Below are 17,399 nucleotides of genomic sequence, written 5' to 3' on the forward strand. Positions count from 1 at the left end.
TCCAGCACGACCCACCATCATTTAGCAATATCCCAGGTCGTTTAGCTCAGCTGGGAGAGCACCTCCCTTACAAGGAGGGGGTCACTGGTTCGAGCCCAGTAACGACCACCATCTTTGCAAGAACACTGAAATCTGTAGCAATGTTTCAGAAAAAATCCCCACTCAGGTGGGGATTTTTTTTGCCTGTCGTTCGGCGTGCCGGCTGTTCTTCTGCCGCATTGCAGCCTCTCTCTTCTTCGCCTTACTGCCACTACCCGTCGTCATCATGATGGCCTGCGGCTATATTCGCTTGCTTTACCAAGGTTCATCCAGGATTCCGGACAAGAAAAAAGGGCAGGCCAGGGCCAGCCCTCTGGCATGGGCTTACAGGATGCCGCGGATCAGGATCCCGGCGATCAACAGGGGGGCCACGATGCGCCAGCACCAGAGCAGGGCGAGCCGCAATGCGGGCGACAACCCGACCGGCAGGATGCGTTCTCCCAGCCGCCAGCCCAGCAGCAGGGTCAGTACCAGGCCAAACAGCGGCATCATCAGATTGGAGGTGAGGTAGTCGAGCAGTTCGAAGATGGTCTTGCCAAACAGAGTCAGATCGCTCCAGGGGCCGAACGACAGGCTGACCGGGATGCCCGAGGCCATGATGAGCAGGGTCAGCACCCGGCAAGCCCCACGGCGTGACCAGCCCCACTCTTCGGTGGTGAAGCGCACCAGATGCTCCAGCATGGAGATGGAGGAGGAGAGGGCAGCGACCAGCAGCAGCAGGAAGAAGACTATCCCCAGTCCCTGACCGAACGGCAGATGGTTGAATACCGCAGGCATGGTCATAAAGGTCAGCCCCGGGCCTGCTGCCGGATCGATGCCGGTCGATGCCAACGCCGGGAAGATCATCAGGCCCGCCAGCACCGAGATGAAGCTCGCCAGAGTTACCACCCAGACGCCTGAGCGCACCACCCCCTCGCTATTGGGCAGGTAGGCGCCATAGGTGGTGTGTACCCCCAGACCAATAGAAAGGGAGAAGAAGGCCAGTCCCAGCGCATCCAGTACGCTCTGGCCGGTCAGCATGGTGAAATCCGGCAGCAGCAGCTGGCGCACCCCAGCCATGGAGCCAGGCATGGAGAGACCCACACAGACCAGCAGCAGCATCATGACGAACAGGGCCGGCATCATCCAGCGCAGGGCCCGCTCCACCCCCTTCTGGATCCCGCCCTGCACGAACCACCAGGTCAGCCCGGCAAATACCAGATGGGTCAGCACAGGCCACCAGGGATTGCTGACATAGCCGTTGAACAGGGCGGTGAGGGCGCTTCCCTCGCTCAGGTTGAGCTGACCACTCACGGCCAGTGCCGCATAGCCGACGGTCCAGCCGCCGACCACGCTGTAGAAGCTGTAGATGAAGAAGCCACACAGGATCCCCATGTACCCCATCCAGCGCCAGTTCGGACCCACCAGTTTGCGGAAGGCGCCGAGCACCCCTCGCTGACTATGGCTGCCGAGCAGGGTTTCGCCGACCTGCACCGCCACCCCCAGGGTGAAGCTGAACAGCAGAAACACCAGCAGGAAGGCGCCCCCGCCATTGGTGGCCGTCACATAGGGAAACTTCCAGATCGCGCCAAGGCCGATCGCCGTGCCGGCGGCTGCCAGCACATGACCAAGACGGGAAGACCACTGAACCTGACTCATGCAACCTCCGGGTAATGCAACATCGAATCGATACTCCTTGGGCAAACAACAATATGGGCAACAACAAAAAAGGCCGCCCGAGGCGACCTTTGCAATGAACTTTCAGACAAGCTGTGCGTGCAAGGTCACCTCTCTTGCGAGCTAAAAAATCGACCAAACAGCACTTGGATGGCAGACATGAAGAGATGACCCGAGCAATAAACCGAGTCGACAGCCTAAACTATGGAAAGAAAAATTGACACATAAAATAAAAAATTTTTATATGTGGCTATCTCGCCATTTTCCCACAGGGCGATCATCGGGCAGCCTCTTCGCTACCTTGTCCTTGATGGCTGGGGGATAATCACCCTCGTTTCCTATGGCGTGCGTGGCCGTAAGCCGGCATCGCAGCAGCAAAGGCAGGATTGCATATGAAATGGATCTTCATCCCCTGGTTGTTCCTCAGCCTGAGTCTCTCGGCCCAGCCAGCCCTGACGCTGCTCAGCCATGAGCTCCCTCCCTTTACGTATCTCCATGAGGGCAAGCTGGATGGGCTGGCCGTGCGACTGGTGGAAGAGGTTCAGCAAGAACTGGGCGAGCATCAACCTATCCGGGTCTATCCCTTCAAACGTGGGTTGGCACTGACCAGGCTGGAGCCGGGCTATGCACTGTTTGTGACCCAATGGACGCCGGAGCGGGCTCCCCATTACAAATGGGTCGGGCCGCTTTTTCTCAATCGGGTCGTGATTTACCAGCCTCCCGGCATCCGGCAAACGCTGACCCGGCTGGACCAATTGCGTCATCTGCCCAGAGTCGGGGTGGTGCTGGGCAATGCCGATGACGAGCGGTTGACCCGGGAGGGCTATACCAATCTGGTTCGTTATCAGACCGTAGATGAAGCCTTGCAGCGCCTGCTGCTTGGCAAGATAGACGCCCTGCCGGTAGGGGAGATGGTGCTCGATGCCGCGCTGGAGTGGCTGGGCCTGTCTGCCAAGAGTGTCACTAACAGCGGGGTCATATTGCACGACTCTTGGTTGTATCTCGCCTTTGGCAAGTCACAGGATGATGCCGTGATTACTCGTTGGCAGGCGGCCCTCGACAAGGTCAGGGCCGCCCATCGCGAAGGCAGGCTCCCTGACCACAAGCGCTGAGGATCAGACCAGTCCTCGCACCAGGATCCCGCCGATCAGCAGCGGTGCCAGCCAGCGCCAACCATTCATCAGCAGGTGATGCCAGTGGGCTGCCAGCCCCTGCGGCAGTGCCTTGCGTCCCAGCTTCCAGCCCAGCAACAGGGTCACCATCAGGCCGAACAGCGGCATCATCAGGTTGGAGGTGATGAAATCCAGCAGCTCAAAGATGGTTTTGCCAAACAGGGTGGCATCTTGCAGGGGGCCGAACGACAGGCTGACCGGAATGCCGTTGAGCATGATGACCGCCGTGATGGCGCTGCAGGCCTTGCGACGAGACCAGCCCCAGCTCTCGCACAGGAAACACTGCAGGTGCTCCAGCAGGGAGATGGCAGAGGAGAGGGCGGCAAACACCAGCAGGCCGAAGAAGATGACCGCCAGCCCCTGGCCGAATGGCAGCAGCTGGAACACAGCCGGCATGGTCATGAAGGTGAGGCCGGGCCCTGCCGCCGGATCGATGCCGGTCGCGGCCAGCACGGGGAAGATCATCAAGCCGGCCAGTACGGCGATCATGCTGGCCAGCAGCACGACCCAGAGGCTGGAGCGCCCGACCCCTTCGCTGGAGGGCAGATAGGCGCCATAGGTGGTGTGAATGCCAAGGCCGATGGAGAGGGAGAAGAAGGCCAACCCCATGGCATCCAGCACACCGGACATCCCCAGCTTGCTGAAATCGGGCATCAGAAAGTGGCGTACACCCGCCATGGCATTAGGCAGGGTCAGGCCAAATGCCACCAGCATCAGGATCATCAGGAACAGGGCCGGCATCATCCAGCGCAGGGTGCGCTCCACCCCGCGCTGGATCCCCCCTTGCACCACGATCCAGGTGAGGGCGGCAAACAGCAGGTGGGTGAGGATGGGCCAGGTGCCATCGCTAACGTAGTCATTGAAGCGGGCGGTGAGGGCGGCAGCATCCCCCTGGTTGAGCTGACCCGAGATGGCCATGCCGGTGTAGCCCAGGGTCCAGCCTCCCACCACGCTATAGAAGCTGAAGATGAGCAGGGTGCAGAGAATGCCCATGACGCCGACCCAGCGCCAGCGCTTGCCGAGCAGTTCGGAGAAGGCGCCCACCACCCCGCGCCGGCTCATGCTGCCGAGCAGCGTCTCCCCCATCAGCACTATGACCCCCAGGGTGAAGCTGAACAGCAGGAACACCAGCAGGAAGGCGCCCCCGCCATTGGTGGCCGTCACATAGGGGAACTTCCAGATAGCGCCGATCCCCACTGCGGAGCCGGCGGCGGCCAGGATATACCCGAGGCGGGATGACCATTGGGACTGCTTCATAAGAACTCCAATCGAGCGCCCCTTGGTGGGGCTAGAAACCAGGGTCTGAAAATGGGGCTGGAACGGCACTCAGATTACGGAGGGAGGCGGGCAATCACAACGACGCTTATGGGGATGAAGACAGAGTTTTTGGCATGATTAACCAATAAATCATATTTTTGTATACAATCATGCCAAAAAATAAAAAACCGGAGCGTTTTTGCTCCGGTTTGAGGTCTGGTTGGCGTGTCGCGTCGGGTCAGATCACCCCCAGCTCCCGCAGCCGCTCCATCAGGTAGCTGTGGGCGGTATGACGCTCGGAGAGCACTACGTCCGGCCGCGGATGGAGGAACAGCGGCAAGGAGATGCGCGACTTGCTGGCACTGCCGCCGGTCGGGTTGATGACGCGGTGGGTGGTGGAGGGGTAATAGCCACGGGAGGCCTCCTGCAGCATGTCACCAATGTTGATGATGAGGGTGCCAAAATCGCACGGCACGTCCATCCACTCGCCGTCGGAACCCTTCACCTGCAGGCCAGGCTCGTTGGCAGCGGGCAGTATGGTCAGCAGGTTGATGTCCTCGTGGGCGGCGGCGCGGATGGCGCCCGGCTCCTCGGTGCCGTCGAACGGCGGATAGTGCAGCACCCGCAGCAGGGTCTTCTGGCTCTCTTCGATCATCGAGGAGAGCGGGCAGCTGTAGTGGGTGGCAATGTCGCTCGGGGTGTACTGCTCGACCCAGCCCAACAGCTCGGCGGCCAGGTTGTTGGCGAGGGCATAATACTCCATCGCCTGATCCTTGAGCTCTGCCGGCATCTGACCCCAGGGGTAGATGTGGAAGTACTCCTTGATGTCTTTCTGGCTGTGGCCCTTGGCCACCTCGGAGACCGACGGCGGGAAATAGCCGTCCTGGGTCTCGCGATTGAACAGAAAATCCTGTTTCTGCTCGCTCATGAAGAAGCGATACCAGTTGTCATAGATGGACTGCACCAGCTCCTTGGGGATGGGGTGGTTGGTCAGTACCCCGAAGCCGGTGGTTCGCAGGGATTCGGTAAAGCGCTGCGCCGCATCGGGCGAGCGGTAATCGACGGTCAGGACTTTCATTGTTTTTGTTACGCGCCAGTTAATAGATGGCGCAGTGTACCCCGCACGATGCGCCAAGGAAAGCGGGCCGCGAGCCCGGTTCAGGCAAACCGTAAATAGTGACAAAAAAGTCAAAAAAAGGTATCCGTCAGAACCCGCCTCCATCCCTTGTCCCGACCCGACATCCTCACTAGAATGCCAGCCACTGTCTTTTCCGGAGCCCTCTCATGTCCCCCAAGATCCTGTTGTTGACCCTGCCCTTGCTGCTCGCCGGTTGCAGCTCGCTGTCGGAAGAGGAGTGCCGTTCCATGAGCTGGTACAACCTGGGGTATCAGGATGGAGAGCAGGGCAAGAGCCGTCAGCAGGCGCGGGACTATGTCGCCACCTGTGGCGAATATGGCCTCAGGGTGGATGAGGGGGAGTGGCTGCGGGGTTACAACAAGGGGCTGGAGCTCTACTGCATTCCGGAACTCGCCTATAGCAAGGGCAAGTCTGGCATCGCCTATCAGGGGGTATGTCCCAACGATGCCAGCTTCCTGCAACAGTATCAGCGCGGTTATCAGGAATATCAGCTGGAAACCCGCCTGAGCGAAATTCGCAACGAGCTGGCCCGCAGCGAGCGGGAGATCGATCAGCTTGAGCGCAGCATCCGCAGCGAAAAGGATACCCAACAGCGGCAGTACTACCGTGACAAGCGCTATCGCGCCATTCGTCATTACGAATCCCTGCGCCGCGAATATGATCGGCTGCGCTTTCCGGATCGGGTGATCCAGTTCTCCTTCGGAGGCTGAACCGGTCCGGCAGGACCGGCCCAGCACCTGGTCAGGAGAGTACCCAGCGCTGCAGCGCCAGGGCGATACCGTCCTCGTTGTGATCGGCGGTGACCCGATCCGCTGCCGTCTGGATCTGTGACGCCGCATTGCCCATGGCAACCGCCAGCCCAACTTGCTCGAACATGCTGAGATCGTTGTTGTTGTCGCCGAAGGCCACCACGTTTTCCATCGCGATCCCCTCACTCTCGGCCCACTGGGCCAGCCGGTTGCCCTTGCTGCAACCCGGTTGCACCAGCTCTACCGCGTAGGGGGCGGCCCAGTCACGGGTAAAGGGCATGGCATCCACCACATCGCTCATGAAGGCATGCAGGCGAGCCGGATCCTGGTTGAACAGCTCCAGCTTCCAAATTGGCTGCGCCAGCCAGCTTGCCGGATTTTCTGCCGGTAACAGAGAGACCTTGAGATGTTCCGGTTGCCGGGCTGACCAGTGGCGGATCCGGGTAACGTGCTCCTCGCAGCCAAGAAAGCCAATGCCTTCGCTTAAGTGAAACAGGGCCCCCATCGCCTGGGCCTCAATCTGTCCCAGTAACTGGTCAAGGGGGGCGATCGCCAGGGGATCACCATCCAGGATCCGATCCTGCTCCGGATCGTATAGGTAGGCGCCGTTGCTGCAGATGATGGGGGTATCGAGAGCGAGTTCGTGATGGAAGGGGCGCGCCGTCATGAAGTGGCGCCCCGTCACCAGCAGCACCTTGATGCCCCGGGTACGAGCCTGATCAAGAGCCGCCCGGGTCGCAGACGAGATCTTGTGATCCCGAGTCAGCAGGGTGCCATCCATATCAAGAGCAATGGCCTGAAAATTACTCATATCCTCTCCAGCAATGTCGGTCCGAGCGAGGTACCATACCATCTCGCGGCGAATGGGGTTGTCCGTGTCGGTTATTGGTTCATTCCGGAACCGGCATCCGACACGGGACAAGGCTTCTACCCTCCCAAACCCGACGTGCGGATGCAAGTCCTGACAGGGAGCCGGACGGCAATCTGTGATCTGGCGGCAGTGCAGACTCTTTACTTCCTCACTCCGCCTGCACTTCAAGCCGTTTCGGGGCAGCTGCCACTGGTTGTCGCCGATCGGCCCGTCTGCGCAGGCCATAGAAACCGGCGGTGCATAGCACACCGCAGAGGGCGGCCAGATAGAAGGGCCATTCGGTGCCTGCCAGCAGCACCAGACTGCCAACCACGACCGCCAGTATCTCGCTGCCTACCGCCAGGCCGCGGTAAATGCCCATCGCCTGCCCCTGTTGTTCGGCATGGCTGCGGTTGGAGATGGCTACCGAGGTCGCCAGCTCTCCGAGGCTCATGCCGATGCCGGCGGGGATAAAGGTCAGCGCCAGTCCCCACCAGTGGGTCGGCAGCACGAACATCAGCATGCCTGCCGCCATCACCAGGTGGCCGACAATCCCCAGACTGCTGCCACGCCAATGGCGGGCGAGGCGGGAACCCAGCCAGGAGCCCAGCATCATGGGCACGCTCACCAGTACGGCGGCCTGTGCCAGCTGCACCGGATCCCAGGCCAGCCGCTCCACCAACCAGACGTTGAAGTAGGTGAAATAGAGCTGCACGGCGCCATAGCTGAGCAGGGTCAGCACGAAGTAGGGCAGCAGAGCGGGTTGCAACAGCAGCTCACGGGAAGAGAGGGAGGGCGCCTGCTGGCGAGTGGCCGCCGGTGCCTGGTTGGGGAGCAGCCAGTACGCCAGCAACAGGTTGATGGCGGTCATGGCTACCGCCAGCCAGGCGGCCAGGCTGTAATCCCCCGAAATCACGGCGGCGTAGCCGCCTATCATGGGGCCCAGCACCCAGCCCAGATTCATGCCGATGTTGATCCAGGCGAAGCTGCGCGCCTTGGTCTTGGTGGTGCTCATGTCCGCCGCCATTGCCTGGACGATGGCGATATTGCCGTTGAAGAAGCCTTCCACAATCCGGCTCAGCAACAGCAGTGGCAAAGAACGCCAGGCGATCCCCAGCGCCATCAGGGCATACCCCGCCAGCACGCCGATCAGGCAGAGTATCAACACCGGCTTGCGGCCGTGGCGATCCGACTGTTTACCCAGCCAGGGGGAGCCTACCAACTGAAACAGCGGATAGAGCCCCATGATGACGCCGAGCCACACCTTGCGGCTCCAGTCTGAAGTATCCGGCGTCAACATGCCCTGCGCCGGATCCAGCAGCAGCGGTGCCAGTACGGGTGACGGCAGGCTGAAACCCGCTACCGCCAGTGTCACCGTCATCACCAATACCCAGAGAGTTGCCTGTCCTTCGCGCGCTTCCATGTCAGCCTCATTAAATAAAGTTATTGGTTTATTTATGTTGGGTGAGAAGTAATATTAAGTAAAGTGAATAGTTGATTTAAAAAGTCACACTTCCCATAATGAGCCCATGGACACCTGCACCGGCAAGCTCCTGATCAAGGAGCCATAGCACCCCGGAGCGTACTTGTCGATAACCCAGTGTCGATAGCGAGAGTCACTCAATGAATGCCAGTACCGACAAGATCCTGTTCCTGCTCAAATCCCATGGTCCCCAGAGTGCCGCCGCACTGGGAGAGCAGTTGCAGATGACATCCATGGGCGCCCGTCAGCATCTGATGACGCTGGAGGCCGAAGGCTGGGTGGGGTTTAGCGACGAGGCTCGTGGTCGCGGCCGTCCGGTGCGGCTGTGGCACCTGACCGAACAGGCCTGGCAACGCTTCCCCGATACCCACAGCGATCTGACCCTGCAGCTTATCGACAACATCCAGCAGCTGTTTGGCGAGGTCGGCATGGAGCGGCTGATCCTGCAGCGGGAGCAGCAACAGCTGGCTCGCTATCAGGCGTATCTGAACCAGGCCGGGCTGGCCGACAAGTTGAGTGCATTAAAGGCTCTTCGCACACGTGAAGGCTATATGGCGGATATACGTCAGGAGGAGGATGGCAGCTGGCTGTTGTGGGAGAGCCACTGCCCCATCTGCGCTGCCGCCCGGGCCTGTCGGGGATTTTGTCGCAGTGAATTGGAGATGTTTCGCCAGCTGCTGGCGCCGGCCGGGGTCGAACGGGAGCAATACCTGCTGGACGGGGATCACCGCTGTCTCTACCGGATCCGCCCAGTAGGGCCTTGATGCAGGAAGCCAGAAACAACAAAGCAGGCGCCGGGATGCCTGCTTTGTTGCCTTCGGGGAGGGGATGCTCTCGTTCCAGCCCGTCTGTTCCCGATAAGGTCGGACGGCTGATGGGGCTCTTGACCCGGTAAGGTCCTTCACCGCAGAGACCTGGTTGGGCATCTGCTTTACCACCGGAAGATGTAACCATGGTATCCCTCCCGGGCCGGTGAGTGGTTGCAAAGTGAGCAGTTATTTCGGTTGTTTTTGCAATAGTTCACCCTTAATCTAGAAAAAGTGGATTAGTCATTGCAACGAGGATGGGTGAATGCTGAAACTTGATCGCATAGACAGACATATTCTTGAGCTGATGCAGGAGAACGGCCGCATCAGCAATCTGGAACTGGCCGAACTGGTTGGGCTCTCGCCTTCCCCCTGCTCCCGCCGGGTCAAGGCACTGGAAGATGCCGGCCTCATCGACACCCACGTTACTCTGCTCAACGCCCGCCAACTGGGTCTGACCCTCACTGCCTACATTCACATCTCCATGGACAGGCATACGCCGGAGCGGTTCGAGAATTTTGACCGTGCCATCAGTGAGCTGCCAGAGGTGCTCGAGTGTGACCTCATCACAGGCAACGATGCCGACTATCAGCTCAAGGTAGTGGTGCGTGATATGGAGCACTACCAGCACTTCCTGCTGGACAAGCTGACCCATATTCCGGGGGTGACCGGAGTGCGTTCCAGCTTCGTGCTGCGCCGGATCAAGCACAAAACGGCGCTGCCGCTCAACCATCTGGGTTAGGCTCCTTACTTTGCGCCGGGTGGAAGAGGTGACACCTTCACCCGGCCATATCTCCCTCATGCGAATCGTCTTGTGGCGGCTGATAGCCCGCATGGTGCATTTGCCCTTCCTCTTTCCCGTGTCCTTCCAAGATGATGAAATGTATCGATTGGCTACATGCAGTCAGCATATCTGACACATCTGGTCACAATTGGTCGAACTTTCCCCATACAATTCCCCCTTGTTCGTGGCATCATATTCAATTGACTGCACTTATCGAGTGCGAACAAGAAGCCGCAATGTCATCTGATAAGGAAATACCATGTTGAAAACTGTACGCCCCCTGCTGTTGCCCCTGATGTTTGGCTTGATGACCCTGCCTGCCATGGCCGGTGATCTGGAACAGCCCATGAAGAAGATCGGCTTCAATTACAAGCAGGCCGTCAAGGCGGAAGATCCCGCCACCATGGAGAAGTACATCAACGAGATGAAGGCCCAGCTGGATGTGGCCAAGCAGAAGAACATGCCTGCTGCCAAGAAAGAGAAGTTCCTCGAAGGCATGAGCGAGGTGCAAGCCGAGCTGGATGCCAGCCTGGTTGCGCTCAAGGCTGGTGATGAGAGCAAGGCGCGTGAGCATCTGGCCAAGGTCAACGACCTGAAGAAGGAGTACCACAAATATGCCAAGCAAAAAGGGTGAGCCTTTTCGCTGGGATGGGGTGGTCCGCCTGACTCATTGGGGGTTGGCGGCGATCTGCATCGGCAACCTCTGGTTTAATGAGGCGGGAGAGGAGTGGCACGAGTGGCTTGGTTATGGCGCCATTGCCCTCGTCGCCTTGCGGTTGTTATGGGGAGTGACATGGGCCAGGGGATATGCCCGTCTGGATGCCTTGCTCCCCAGCAGCGCGGACTTTCGCCAGCAAGCGGCAGAGATGCGTGAGCGTCAGCCTCCAGCGCCTGGTCATCACGGTACCGGCAAGCTGGCGGTGTGGGCTTTCTGGCTGCTGGTGTTGGCGACAGCAGGAACGGGCTGGTTTCAGAATACCGAGACGGGTTTCGAGCTGGGAGCCGATGATTGGCACGAGTGGTGTACCTGGGCGCTGCAAGGGCTGATAGCCCTGCATCTGCTGGCTATCCTGTTCACCTCATGGCGTCAACGCAGCAATCTGGTCAGACGGATGTTGCCTGGGCGGGATCGCCTACCATCCGGACAGAGCGAAAACGCATAAACCAGAATTCTATTTCAGTGTGAAGCCTTGCATCCTGTTGCCAGCCCAAGACCCGCCCACGGCGGGTCTTTTTGTATCTGGTGCGCAGCGTTTCATGGTCTGGGCTGAATGCAAAAAGGCCGCTCCTGATGAGCGGCCTTTTTCAATTTGGTGGCCCCTGGGGGACTTGAACCCACGACCAATCGATTATGAGTCGACTGCTCTGACCAACTGAGCTAAGGGGCCAAATTGTGCGTTTAGCGGCGTGGATTATAGGGGAAGTACAAAGGGCAGTCCATAGGCAGATCAACCACTTGGCGACTAATTATCCTGCTGTGACGATGAAAGGGGTTATATCTTTCGGGCTGGCGCCAGATAAAACAAAGCCCCGCATGGCGGGGCTTTTGATACAGCAATAAAGGGCACATGCCTTTGGACTATTCGTCCAGGAAGCTGCGCAGCACTTCGGAGCGGCTCGGGTGACGCAGTTTGCGCAGAGCTTTGGCTTCGATCTGACGGATACGCTCACGGGTAACGTCGAACTGCTTGCCCACTTCCTCGAGGGTGTGGTCAGTGTTCATGTCGATACCGAAGCGCATGCGCAGTACCTTGGCCTCGCGGGCGGTCAGACCGGCCAGCACTTCGCGGGTCGCGTTGCGCAGGCTTTCGCTGGTCGCGGCATCGGCCGGCAGCGCCAGGGTGGTATCTTCAATGAAGTCGCCCAAGTGGGAATCTTCATCATCACCGATGGGCGTCTCCATGGAGATGGGCTCTTTGGCGATTTTCAGTACCTTGCGAATCTTGTCTTCCGGCATGCCCATGCGCATGGCCAGCTCTTCCGGGTTCGGTTCACGACCCATCTCCTGCAACATCTGGCGAGAGATTCGGTTGAGCTTGTTGATGGTCTCGATCATGTGCACCGGGATACGGATGGTACGGGCCTGATCCGCGATGGAGCGGGTAATGGCCTGACGGATCCACCAGGTGGCATAGGTCGAGAACTTGTAGCCACGACGGTATTCAAACTTGTCTACCGCCTTCATCAAACCGATGTTGCCCTCCTGGATCAGATCCAGGAACTGCAGGCCACGGTTGGTGTATTTCTTGGCGATGGAGATAACCAGACGCAAGTTGGCTTCGACCATCTCTTTCTTGGCGCGGCGGGCCTTGGCCTCACCGATGCTCATGCGACGGTTGATGTCCTTGATCTGGGCGATCGACAGACCGGTTTCTTCCTCGATCTGCTGCAGCTTGCCGATGGCACGCTGGACATCTTCGTCCATCTCGACCAGACGGGGGGACCAAGCCTTGCCAGCTTGCTTCTGGTATTCAAACCAGGCAGTCTCGCACTCGTTGTTGGTGAAGGCCGCGACGAAGGTTTTCTTCGGCATCTTGGCCTGTTCAACGCAGAGTTTCATGATGATGCGTTCCTGCACACGTACGCGCTCCATCATCTCGCGCATATTGTTGACCAGGCGATCGAACTGCTTGGGCATCAGGCGGAATTGGCGGAACACATCGGCCAGCAGGGCGATGGCTGCCTGGGTATCGTCGTGCGCGCGGCCATTCTTCTGAATGGAGAGACGAGTCACTTCATATTGAGCACGCAGTTCGGCAAATTTCTCGCGAGCGACTTCCGGATCCGGGCCACCGTCACCGTCATCGTCCGAGCTGTCGCCGTCTTCGTCCTCGTCCTCATCTTCTTCATCTTCGTCGGCGAGATCGTCTTCGCCGAGTTCGGAGCCGATATGAGTGGCGGTCGGTGCCATATCTTCCGCTTCGTTGGGATCGATAAAGCCGGAGATGATGTCGGAGAGGCGCAGCTGCTCGGCTTCATACTTATCGTACTGTTCGAGCAGATAGGTTATTGCTTCCGGGTACTCGGCCACGGAGCTTTGTACCTGGTTGATACCATCTTCGATCCGCTTGGCGATGTCGATTTCGCCTTCACGGGTCAACAGTTCGACGGTACCCATTTCCCGCATGTACATGCGGACAGGATCGGTCGTACGGCCGATCTCGGATTCAACAGATGCCAGAGCCTGGGCCGCTGCTTCGGCAGCGTCCTCATCGGCGGTACCACCTTCAGCCATGATAAGGTCATCGGCATCCGGAGCGTTTTCAACGACTTGAATGCCCATATCGTTGATCATCTGGATGATGTCTTCGATCTGGTCTGAATCGACGATGTCTTGCGGGAGGTGATCGTTCACCTCGGCATAAGTCAGGTAGCCCTGTTCTTTACCTTTGGCAACGAGGAGTTTAAGCTGAGACTGCGGGGTTTGCTCCATAGAACTCATCCGGTTGGTGTTGCTAGGTTGCGCTTACAGTGCGCTGCTGCGCAAATAGCCAATTCTAATAGAAAACCGCCAGACATGCTATGTCTGGTTGCGGCGTCGGTCATGAGAAACCCCTGCCCGCAGTATTGTCGGGGCCAGGCGGTTATAAATTTTTTGCTTTTTATCCCGTCGATTCGGGCAACGTTATCCATATTGGGACTAATCACTCAAATATCAAGCCCCGCTCTCATTTCTTTTCTCAATTTGCCCTTCTTTGATCAGCATCCATAGCTCTTTGGTTTCCTCAGAGCTTAGTCCTTCCTGAGCCCCCTTGGCCTGCAATTCGTCGATTCGCTGTTTCAGAAACTGGTTGATGAAGCGGACAAAGGTATCCTCTAACTCCATCAGCACATCCTGAGCTTCACGTTCGATCCCTTCAAACAGATCGTGCATCGCCAGTTGCGCCAGGATTTCCCCTTCCTTGGTGCCGCGCCAGTGTTCCAGCAGAATGCCCGTGGTGATCCCCGGTTGGGTCAGGATCTGCTGGTGCAGTTGCAGCAGGAATTTGATGCCCTGTAAGCGCAATCCGGCCAGCTCCGGCATGGCTGGCAGCTCGGCAGTGATCGCTGGATACTGCACCATCAGGGCCAGCGCCCGGCGCAGCGGTGTCAGCTTGGCAGCCTTGGGCTTGTTAACCTCGGCCTTGGGCTGGCTGTTACGGGCAAACAGTTCGGCGATGCGCTGTTTGTTTTCCCCCCAGCGCATCATGCTGGAGAGGCGAGTGATCAATCCCTCGCGGGTAAATCCTTCCGGCACTCGGCGGATCAGCTCGGCGGCCTTGTTGGCCACTTCGAACTTGCCTGCTTCACCCGAGAGTGCGGCATCGCGCCCGAGACGCTCGAACATGAAGTCGGCAAAGGGTTGTGCTTGGTCGAGCAGAGCCTCGAACCCTTCTTTGCCGATCTGACGCACCAGGGAATCGGGATCCTCGCCGTCCGGCAGAAACACGAACTTGAGCTCGCGGCCATCCTGCAGATGGGGGAGGGCGTTATCCAGTGCTCGCCAGGCGGCTTCTCGTCCTGCATTGTCACCGTCGTAGCAGCAGACCACTTCGGCGGTAGTGCGAAACAGGGTGTGGATATGGTCGCTGGTCGTTGCCGTGCCCAGGGCGGCCACCGCATAGTCGATGTCGTACTGGCCCAAGGCCACCACATCCATATAGCCTTCCACCACAAGGATCCGGCGAGGATCCTTGTGCGCCTGTTTCACCTCATAGAGACCGAATAGCTCCCGTCCTTTGTGGAAGATGGGGGTTTCCGGCGAGTTGAGGTATTTGGGCGTACCATCACCCAGTACCCGGCCACCGAAGCCGATGACCCGACCCCGCTTGTCACGGATCGGGAACATGATGCGATCGCGGAAGCGATCATAGCTGCCGGGGCCGCTATCGCGCGGGATCAGCATGCCACCGGAGATGAGCAGTTGCTCGTGATCCCGGCTGGCTCCAAAGCGGCGACGCACCTGATCCCAGTCACCCGGGGCATAGCCTATATTGAAGCGCTTGACCACTTCGCCAGTCAGACCACGCCCTTTCAGGTACTCCACTGCCTGGGGAGCACTTTTCAGGTTGCTCTCGTAAAAGCGGGCGATCTGGTTCATCAGCTCGAAGAGATCCTTGCTGACTGCTGGCTGGTTGCTGCTCGCGCCTCCGGCGCTCTGCTCACGCGGGACCTGCATGCCATGCAGGCTGGCCAACTCTTCGATGGCATCGGGGAATTCAAGGCCGTCATACTCCATGACAAAGCCGATGGCATTGCCGTGGGCGCCACAGCCGAAACAGTGGTAGAACTGTTTCTCCTGGCTGACGGTAAACGAGGGGCTTTTTTCGTTATGAAAAGGGCAGCAAGCCTGGTAGTTCTTACCGGCTTTTTTCAGCCGCACACGGGAGTCAATCAGCTCGACAATGTCTGTGCGTACGAGCAGATCATCGATAAAGGATTGAGGGATCCTGCCTGCCATAACCGTCCTGTTTCATTGCGGAAAAATAAAAAAGCCGCGCATTCCCAGGGAAGCACGGCTTCTTCGACCAAACAAGAGAGTTGCCTGTTACGCCAAGCGGGTTTTCACCTGAGCACTGACGGCGCCAATATCGGCGCGTCCCTGAATGTTAGGCTTCAAAACAGCCATGACCTTGCCCATGTCGGCCATGACGGCAGCACCGCTTTGCGCGATGGCTTGCTCGATCAGGGCGGAGATTTCATCTGCGGTCAGTTGTTGTGGCAGGAATTCCTGCAGCACAACGATCTCTGCGGACTCTTTGTCGGCGAGATCCTGGCGACCGGCAGCTTCAAACTGGCTGATGGCATCACGGCGCTGTTTGACCATTTTGGTCACGACGGCGAGGATATCTTCATCAGTGAGTTCGACACGAGTATCAACTTCACGCTGCTTGATTTCTGCCATCAACAAACGGATAGCACCCAGCCGTTGCTTGTCTTTGGCAAGCATGGCGAGTTTTTGCTGATCCTTGAGTTGGTCCTTCAGAGACACGGCACAGTCCCCTGATTAGTACAGGCGGATACGACGTGCGTTTTCGCGAGACAGCTTCTTGGCGTGACGCTTAACAGCAGACGCTTTGGCACGCTTACGAATGGTAGTCGGCTTCTCGTAGAACTCACGGCTACGAACTTCGGACAGGATACCGGCTTTTTCGCAAGAACGCTTGAAGCGACGCAGAGCAACGTCAAACGGCTCATTTTCACGGACTTTGATTACTGGCATGTGCCTTTCACCTCAGTGATAAATTGTTAGCTGACCTTCAATCGATCAGCATCTCTTAAAATGGTGCGAAATTATACTCTGGACAGGGAATGAAAGTAAACCCGCAGAGATCGCTCTGGTTTAAAAAACCCGCGAAGGTTACCATAGCCGTCTCATTTTAGCAGTGAAATTTTTTAGCAATGCGTGTATTGGGCATAGAGACATCCTGTGACGAAACCGGGATCGCGATCTTCGACGATCAAAAAGGGATCCTTTCCCACCAGTTATACAGCCAGGTCAAGCTGCATGCGGACTACGGTGGCGTCGTCCCCGAGTTGGCCAGCCGGGATCATGTTCGCAAGACGATCCCCTTGATCCAGGCCGCATTGCAAGAGGCGGGACTGGGTCAAGATGACATCGACGGCATCGCCTACACAGCGGGCCCGGGTCTGGTCGGCGCCATTCTGGTCGGGGCCACCATTGGCCGTTCGCTGGCCATGGCGTGGAACAAGCCGGCCATCGCCGTGCACCACATGGAAGGCCACCTGCTGGCTCCCATGCTGGAAGAGCGTGCCCCCGAGTTCCCCTTTGTGGCGCTCTTGGTCTCCGGCGGCCACTCCATGCTGGTGCGGGTCGATGGCATCGGCAGCTACCAGCTGCTCGGTGAATCCATAGACGATGCGGCAGGCGAGGCGTTTGACAAGACCGCCAAGCTGATGGGGCTGGATTATCCGGGCGGCCCGTTGCTCTCCCGTCTTGCTGAGAAGGGGACCAAGGGGCGCTTCCATTTCCCGCGTCCCATGACCGATCGCCCCGGACTCGACATGAGTTTCTCCGGTCTCAAGACCTTTGCCGCCAACACCATTGCTGCCAATGGGGATGACGAGCAGACTCGTGCCGATATCGCCAGAGCCTTTGAAGATGCCGTAGTTGATACCTTGGCCATCAAGTGTCGTCGCGCCTTGCAGGAGACCGGTCTCAATCGCCTCGTGGTGGCCGGTGGTGTCAGTGCCAATCGTCACCTGCGGGCCCAGCTTGCCGAGCTGATGGAGAGCCTTAAGGGCGAAGTCTTCTATCCGCGTACCGAATACTGTACCGACAATGGCGCCATGATTGCTTACGCCGGTATGCAGCGTCTGAAGGCCGGTGTGTTCGAGCCTCTGGTGGTCAAGGCTGTGCCACGCTGGCCGCTGGATACTCTGGATCCGGTCTGATCCGCAGGATCCGGCATATCGAAAGGGTCGGTAATGGTGTACAAGCGCTTTACCCTTTCGATGCAGCAGA

General features: G+C 58.6%; 16 protein-coding genes and 2 tRNA genes. 8 read left to right on the forward strand and 10 right to left on the reverse strand.

Going from position 1 to position 17,399, the window contains the following annotated elements; translation table 11 throughout:
* Nucleotides 1-35: 35 nt before the first annotated feature.
* Nucleotides 36-111 (forward strand) — tRNA-Val (locus ACB034_RS20555).
* A gap of 252 nt (nucleotides 112-363) precedes the next feature.
* On the opposite strand, the gene ACB034_RS20560 is transcribed toward ACB034_RS20555, so the two are convergent.
* Nucleotides 364-1,677, reverse strand: a complete 1,314-nt coding sequence (locus ACB034_RS20560) for a sodium-dependent transporter (RefSeq protein ID WP_225633364.1) — start codon at nucleotides 1,675-1,677, stop codon at nucleotides 364-366.
* Between the two features lie 410 nt (nucleotides 1,678-2,087).
* On the opposite strand from ACB034_RS20560, the gene ACB034_RS20565 reads away from it, so the two are divergent.
* On the forward strand, nucleotides 2,088-2,807 hold the full coding sequence (locus tag ACB034_RS20565; RefSeq protein ID WP_371173635.1) for a substrate-binding periplasmic protein: 720 nt from the start codon (nucleotides 2,088-2,090) through the stop codon (nucleotides 2,805-2,807).
* Nucleotides 2,808-2,810: 3 nt separating this feature from the next.
* Here the strand turns inward: ACB034_RS20565 and ACB034_RS20570 are convergent, their stop codons facing one another.
* The gene (locus ACB034_RS20570) at nucleotides 2,811-4,124 is read right to left on the reverse strand and encodes a sodium-dependent transporter (RefSeq protein WP_225633362.1); all 1,314 of its coding nucleotides are present in this window, start codon (nucleotides 4,122-4,124) and stop codon (nucleotides 2,811-2,813) included.
* Between the two features lie 238 nt (nucleotides 4,125-4,362).
* Nucleotides 4,363-5,202 carry an isopenicillin N synthase family dioxygenase gene (locus tag ACB034_RS20575; protein ID WP_371173636.1) on the reverse strand — a complete coding sequence of 280 codons (840 nt, stop codon included), beginning with the start codon at nucleotides 5,200-5,202 and terminating at the stop codon, nucleotides 4,363-4,365.
* A 206-nt stretch (nucleotides 5,203-5,408) separates the two neighbouring features.
* Between ACB034_RS20575 and ACB034_RS20580 the strand changes: the two genes are divergently transcribed.
* Nucleotides 5,409-5,972 carry a DUF2799 domain-containing protein gene (locus ACB034_RS20580; RefSeq protein ID WP_042026588.1) on the forward strand — a complete coding sequence of 188 codons (564 nt, stop codon included), beginning with the start codon at nucleotides 5,409-5,411 and terminating at the stop codon, nucleotides 5,970-5,972.
* 31 nt (nucleotides 5,973-6,003) lie between these two features.
* Here the strand turns inward: ACB034_RS20580 and ACB034_RS20585 are convergent, their stop codons facing one another.
* Both ACB034_RS20585 and ACB034_RS20590 read right to left on the reverse strand, forming a co-directional pair.
* The gene (locus ACB034_RS20585) at nucleotides 6,004-6,822 is read right to left on the reverse strand and encodes a Cof-type HAD-IIB family hydrolase (RefSeq protein ID WP_371173637.1); all 819 of its coding nucleotides are present in this window, start codon (nucleotides 6,820-6,822) and stop codon (nucleotides 6,004-6,006) included.
* Between the two features lie 208 nt (nucleotides 6,823-7,030).
* On the reverse strand, nucleotides 7,031-8,284 hold the full coding sequence (locus ACB034_RS20590) for an MFS transporter (protein WP_371173638.1): 1,254 nt from the start codon (nucleotides 8,282-8,284) through the stop codon (nucleotides 7,031-7,033).
* A 200-nt stretch (nucleotides 8,285-8,484) separates the two neighbouring features.
* Between ACB034_RS20590 and ACB034_RS20595 the strand changes: the two genes are divergently transcribed.
* From ACB034_RS20595 to ACB034_RS20610, 4 genes are all read left to right on the forward strand, one after another.
* Entirely contained in the window at nucleotides 8,485-9,108 is a 624-nt protein-coding gene (locus ACB034_RS20595) for a metalloregulator ArsR/SmtB family transcription factor (protein ID WP_342017757.1), read from the forward strand.
* A 307-nt stretch (nucleotides 9,109-9,415) separates the two neighbouring features.
* Nucleotides 9,416-9,892 carry an Lrp/AsnC family transcriptional regulator gene (locus tag ACB034_RS20600; protein ID WP_005304871.1) on the forward strand — a complete coding sequence of 159 codons (477 nt, stop codon included), beginning with the start codon at nucleotides 9,416-9,418 and terminating at the stop codon, nucleotides 9,890-9,892.
* A 301-nt stretch (nucleotides 9,893-10,193) separates the two neighbouring features.
* Nucleotides 10,194-10,568 (forward strand): cytochrome b562, encoded by a 375-nt coding sequence (locus ACB034_RS20605; RefSeq protein WP_223379920.1) that lies wholly within the window; start codon nucleotides 10,194-10,196, stop codon nucleotides 10,566-10,568.
* A complete protein-coding gene (locus ACB034_RS20610) occupies nucleotides 10,549-11,097 on the forward strand; it encodes a cytochrome b/b6 domain-containing protein (RefSeq protein WP_371173639.1) in 549 nt (182 codons plus the stop codon). Before ACB034_RS20605 ends, ACB034_RS20610 begins: the two co-directional genes overlap by 20 nt.
* A 148-nt stretch (nucleotides 11,098-11,245) precedes the next feature.
* Here the strand turns inward: ACB034_RS20610 and ACB034_RS20615 are convergent.
* The 5 genes from ACB034_RS20615 to rpsU all read right to left on the reverse strand — a co-directional run bounded on the left by ACB034_RS20615 (nucleotide 11,246) and on the right by rpsU (nucleotide 16,136).
* Nucleotides 11,246-11,322, reverse strand: a tRNA-Ile gene (locus tag ACB034_RS20615).
* A 191-nt stretch (nucleotides 11,323-11,513) separates the two neighbouring features.
* Nucleotides 11,514-13,376: an RNA polymerase sigma factor RpoD gene (rpoD, locus tag ACB034_RS20620; RefSeq protein WP_082037513.1), complete on the reverse strand. Its 1,863-nt coding sequence runs from the start codon at nucleotides 13,374-13,376 to the stop codon at nucleotides 11,514-11,516.
* 213 nt (nucleotides 13,377-13,589) lie between these two features.
* The gene (gene dnaG, locus ACB034_RS20625; RefSeq protein WP_042026582.1) at nucleotides 13,590-15,374 is read right to left on the reverse strand and encodes a DNA primase; all 1,785 of its coding nucleotides are present in this window, start codon (nucleotides 15,372-15,374) and stop codon (nucleotides 13,590-13,592) included.
* A gap of 87 nt (nucleotides 15,375-15,461) precedes the next feature.
* A complete protein-coding gene (locus ACB034_RS20630; protein ID WP_042026581.1) occupies nucleotides 15,462-15,905 on the reverse strand; it encodes a GatB/YqeY domain-containing protein in 444 nt (147 codons plus the stop codon).
* 15 nt (nucleotides 15,906-15,920) lie between these two features.
* On the reverse strand, nucleotides 15,921-16,136 hold the full coding sequence (gene rpsU, locus ACB034_RS20635; RefSeq protein ID WP_005309452.1) for a 30S ribosomal protein S21: 216 nt from the start codon (nucleotides 16,134-16,136) through the stop codon (nucleotides 15,921-15,923).
* A gap of 179 nt (nucleotides 16,137-16,315) precedes the next feature.
* Between rpsU and tsaD the strand changes: the two genes are divergently transcribed.
* Nucleotides 16,316-17,329: a tRNA (adenosine(37)-N6)-threonylcarbamoyltransferase complex transferase subunit TsaD gene (gene tsaD / locus ACB034_RS20640; protein ID WP_042026580.1), complete on the forward strand. Its 1,014-nt coding sequence runs from the start codon at nucleotides 16,316-16,318 to the stop codon at nucleotides 17,327-17,329.
* Nucleotides 17,330-17,399 lie beyond the last annotated feature (70 nt).

The sequence above is a fragment of the Aeromonas sp. S18(2024) genome (assembly GCF_041402525.1).
In the GTDB taxonomy this organism is placed as follows: domain Bacteria; phylum Pseudomonadota; class Gammaproteobacteria; order Enterobacterales; family Aeromonadaceae; genus Aeromonas; species Aeromonas enteropelogenes.

Coding starts and splice junctions, on each gene's coding strand:
- ACB034_RS20560 (WP_225633364.1), bottom strand. CDS start 1,677: ATGAGTCAGGTTCAGTGGTCTTCCCGTCTTGGTCATGTGCTGGCAGCC.
- ACB034_RS20565 (WP_371173635.1), top strand. CDS start 2,088: ATGAAATGGATCTTCATCCCCTGGTTGTTCCTCAGCCTGAGTCTCTCG.
- ACB034_RS20570 (WP_225633362.1), bottom strand. CDS start 4,124: ATGAAGCAGTCCCAATGGTCATCCCGCCTCGGGTATATCCTGGCCGCC.
- ACB034_RS20575 (WP_371173636.1), bottom strand. CDS start 5,202: ATGAAAGTCCTGACCGTCGATTACCGCTCGCCCGATGCGGCGCAGCGC.
- ACB034_RS20580 (WP_042026588.1), top strand. CDS start 5,409: ATGTCCCCCAAGATCCTGTTGTTGACCCTGCCCTTGCTGCTCGCCGGT.
- ACB034_RS20585 (WP_371173637.1), bottom strand. CDS start 6,822: ATGAGTAATTTTCAGGCCATTGCTCTTGATATGGATGGCACCCTGCTG.
- ACB034_RS20590 (WP_371173638.1), bottom strand. CDS start 8,284: ATGGAAGCGCGCGAAGGACAGGCAACTCTCTGGGTATTGGTGATGACG.
- ACB034_RS20595 (WP_342017757.1), top strand. CDS start 8,485: ATGAATGCCAGTACCGACAAGATCCTGTTCCTGCTCAAATCCCATGGT.
- ACB034_RS20600 (WP_005304871.1), top strand. CDS start 9,416: ATGCTGAAACTTGATCGCATAGACAGACATATTCTTGAGCTGATGCAG.
- ACB034_RS20605 (WP_223379920.1), top strand. CDS start 10,194: ATGTTGAAAACTGTACGCCCCCTGCTGTTGCCCCTGATGTTTGGCTTG.
- ACB034_RS20610 (WP_371173639.1), top strand. CDS start 10,549: ATGCCAAGCAAAAAGGGTGAGCCTTTTCGCTGGGATGGGGTGGTCCGC.
- rpoD (WP_082037513.1), bottom strand. CDS start 13,376: ATGAGTTCTATGGAGCAAACCCCGCAGTCTCAGCTTAAACTCCTCGTT.
- dnaG (WP_042026582.1), bottom strand. CDS start 15,374: ATGGCAGGCAGGATCCCTCAATCCTTTATCGATGATCTGCTCGTACGC.
- rpsU (WP_005309452.1), bottom strand. CDS start 16,136: ATGCCAGTAATCAAAGTCCGTGAAAATGAGCCGTTTGACGTTGCTCTG.
- tsaD (WP_042026580.1), top strand. CDS start 16,316: ATGCGTGTATTGGGCATAGAGACATCCTGTGACGAAACCGGGATCGCG.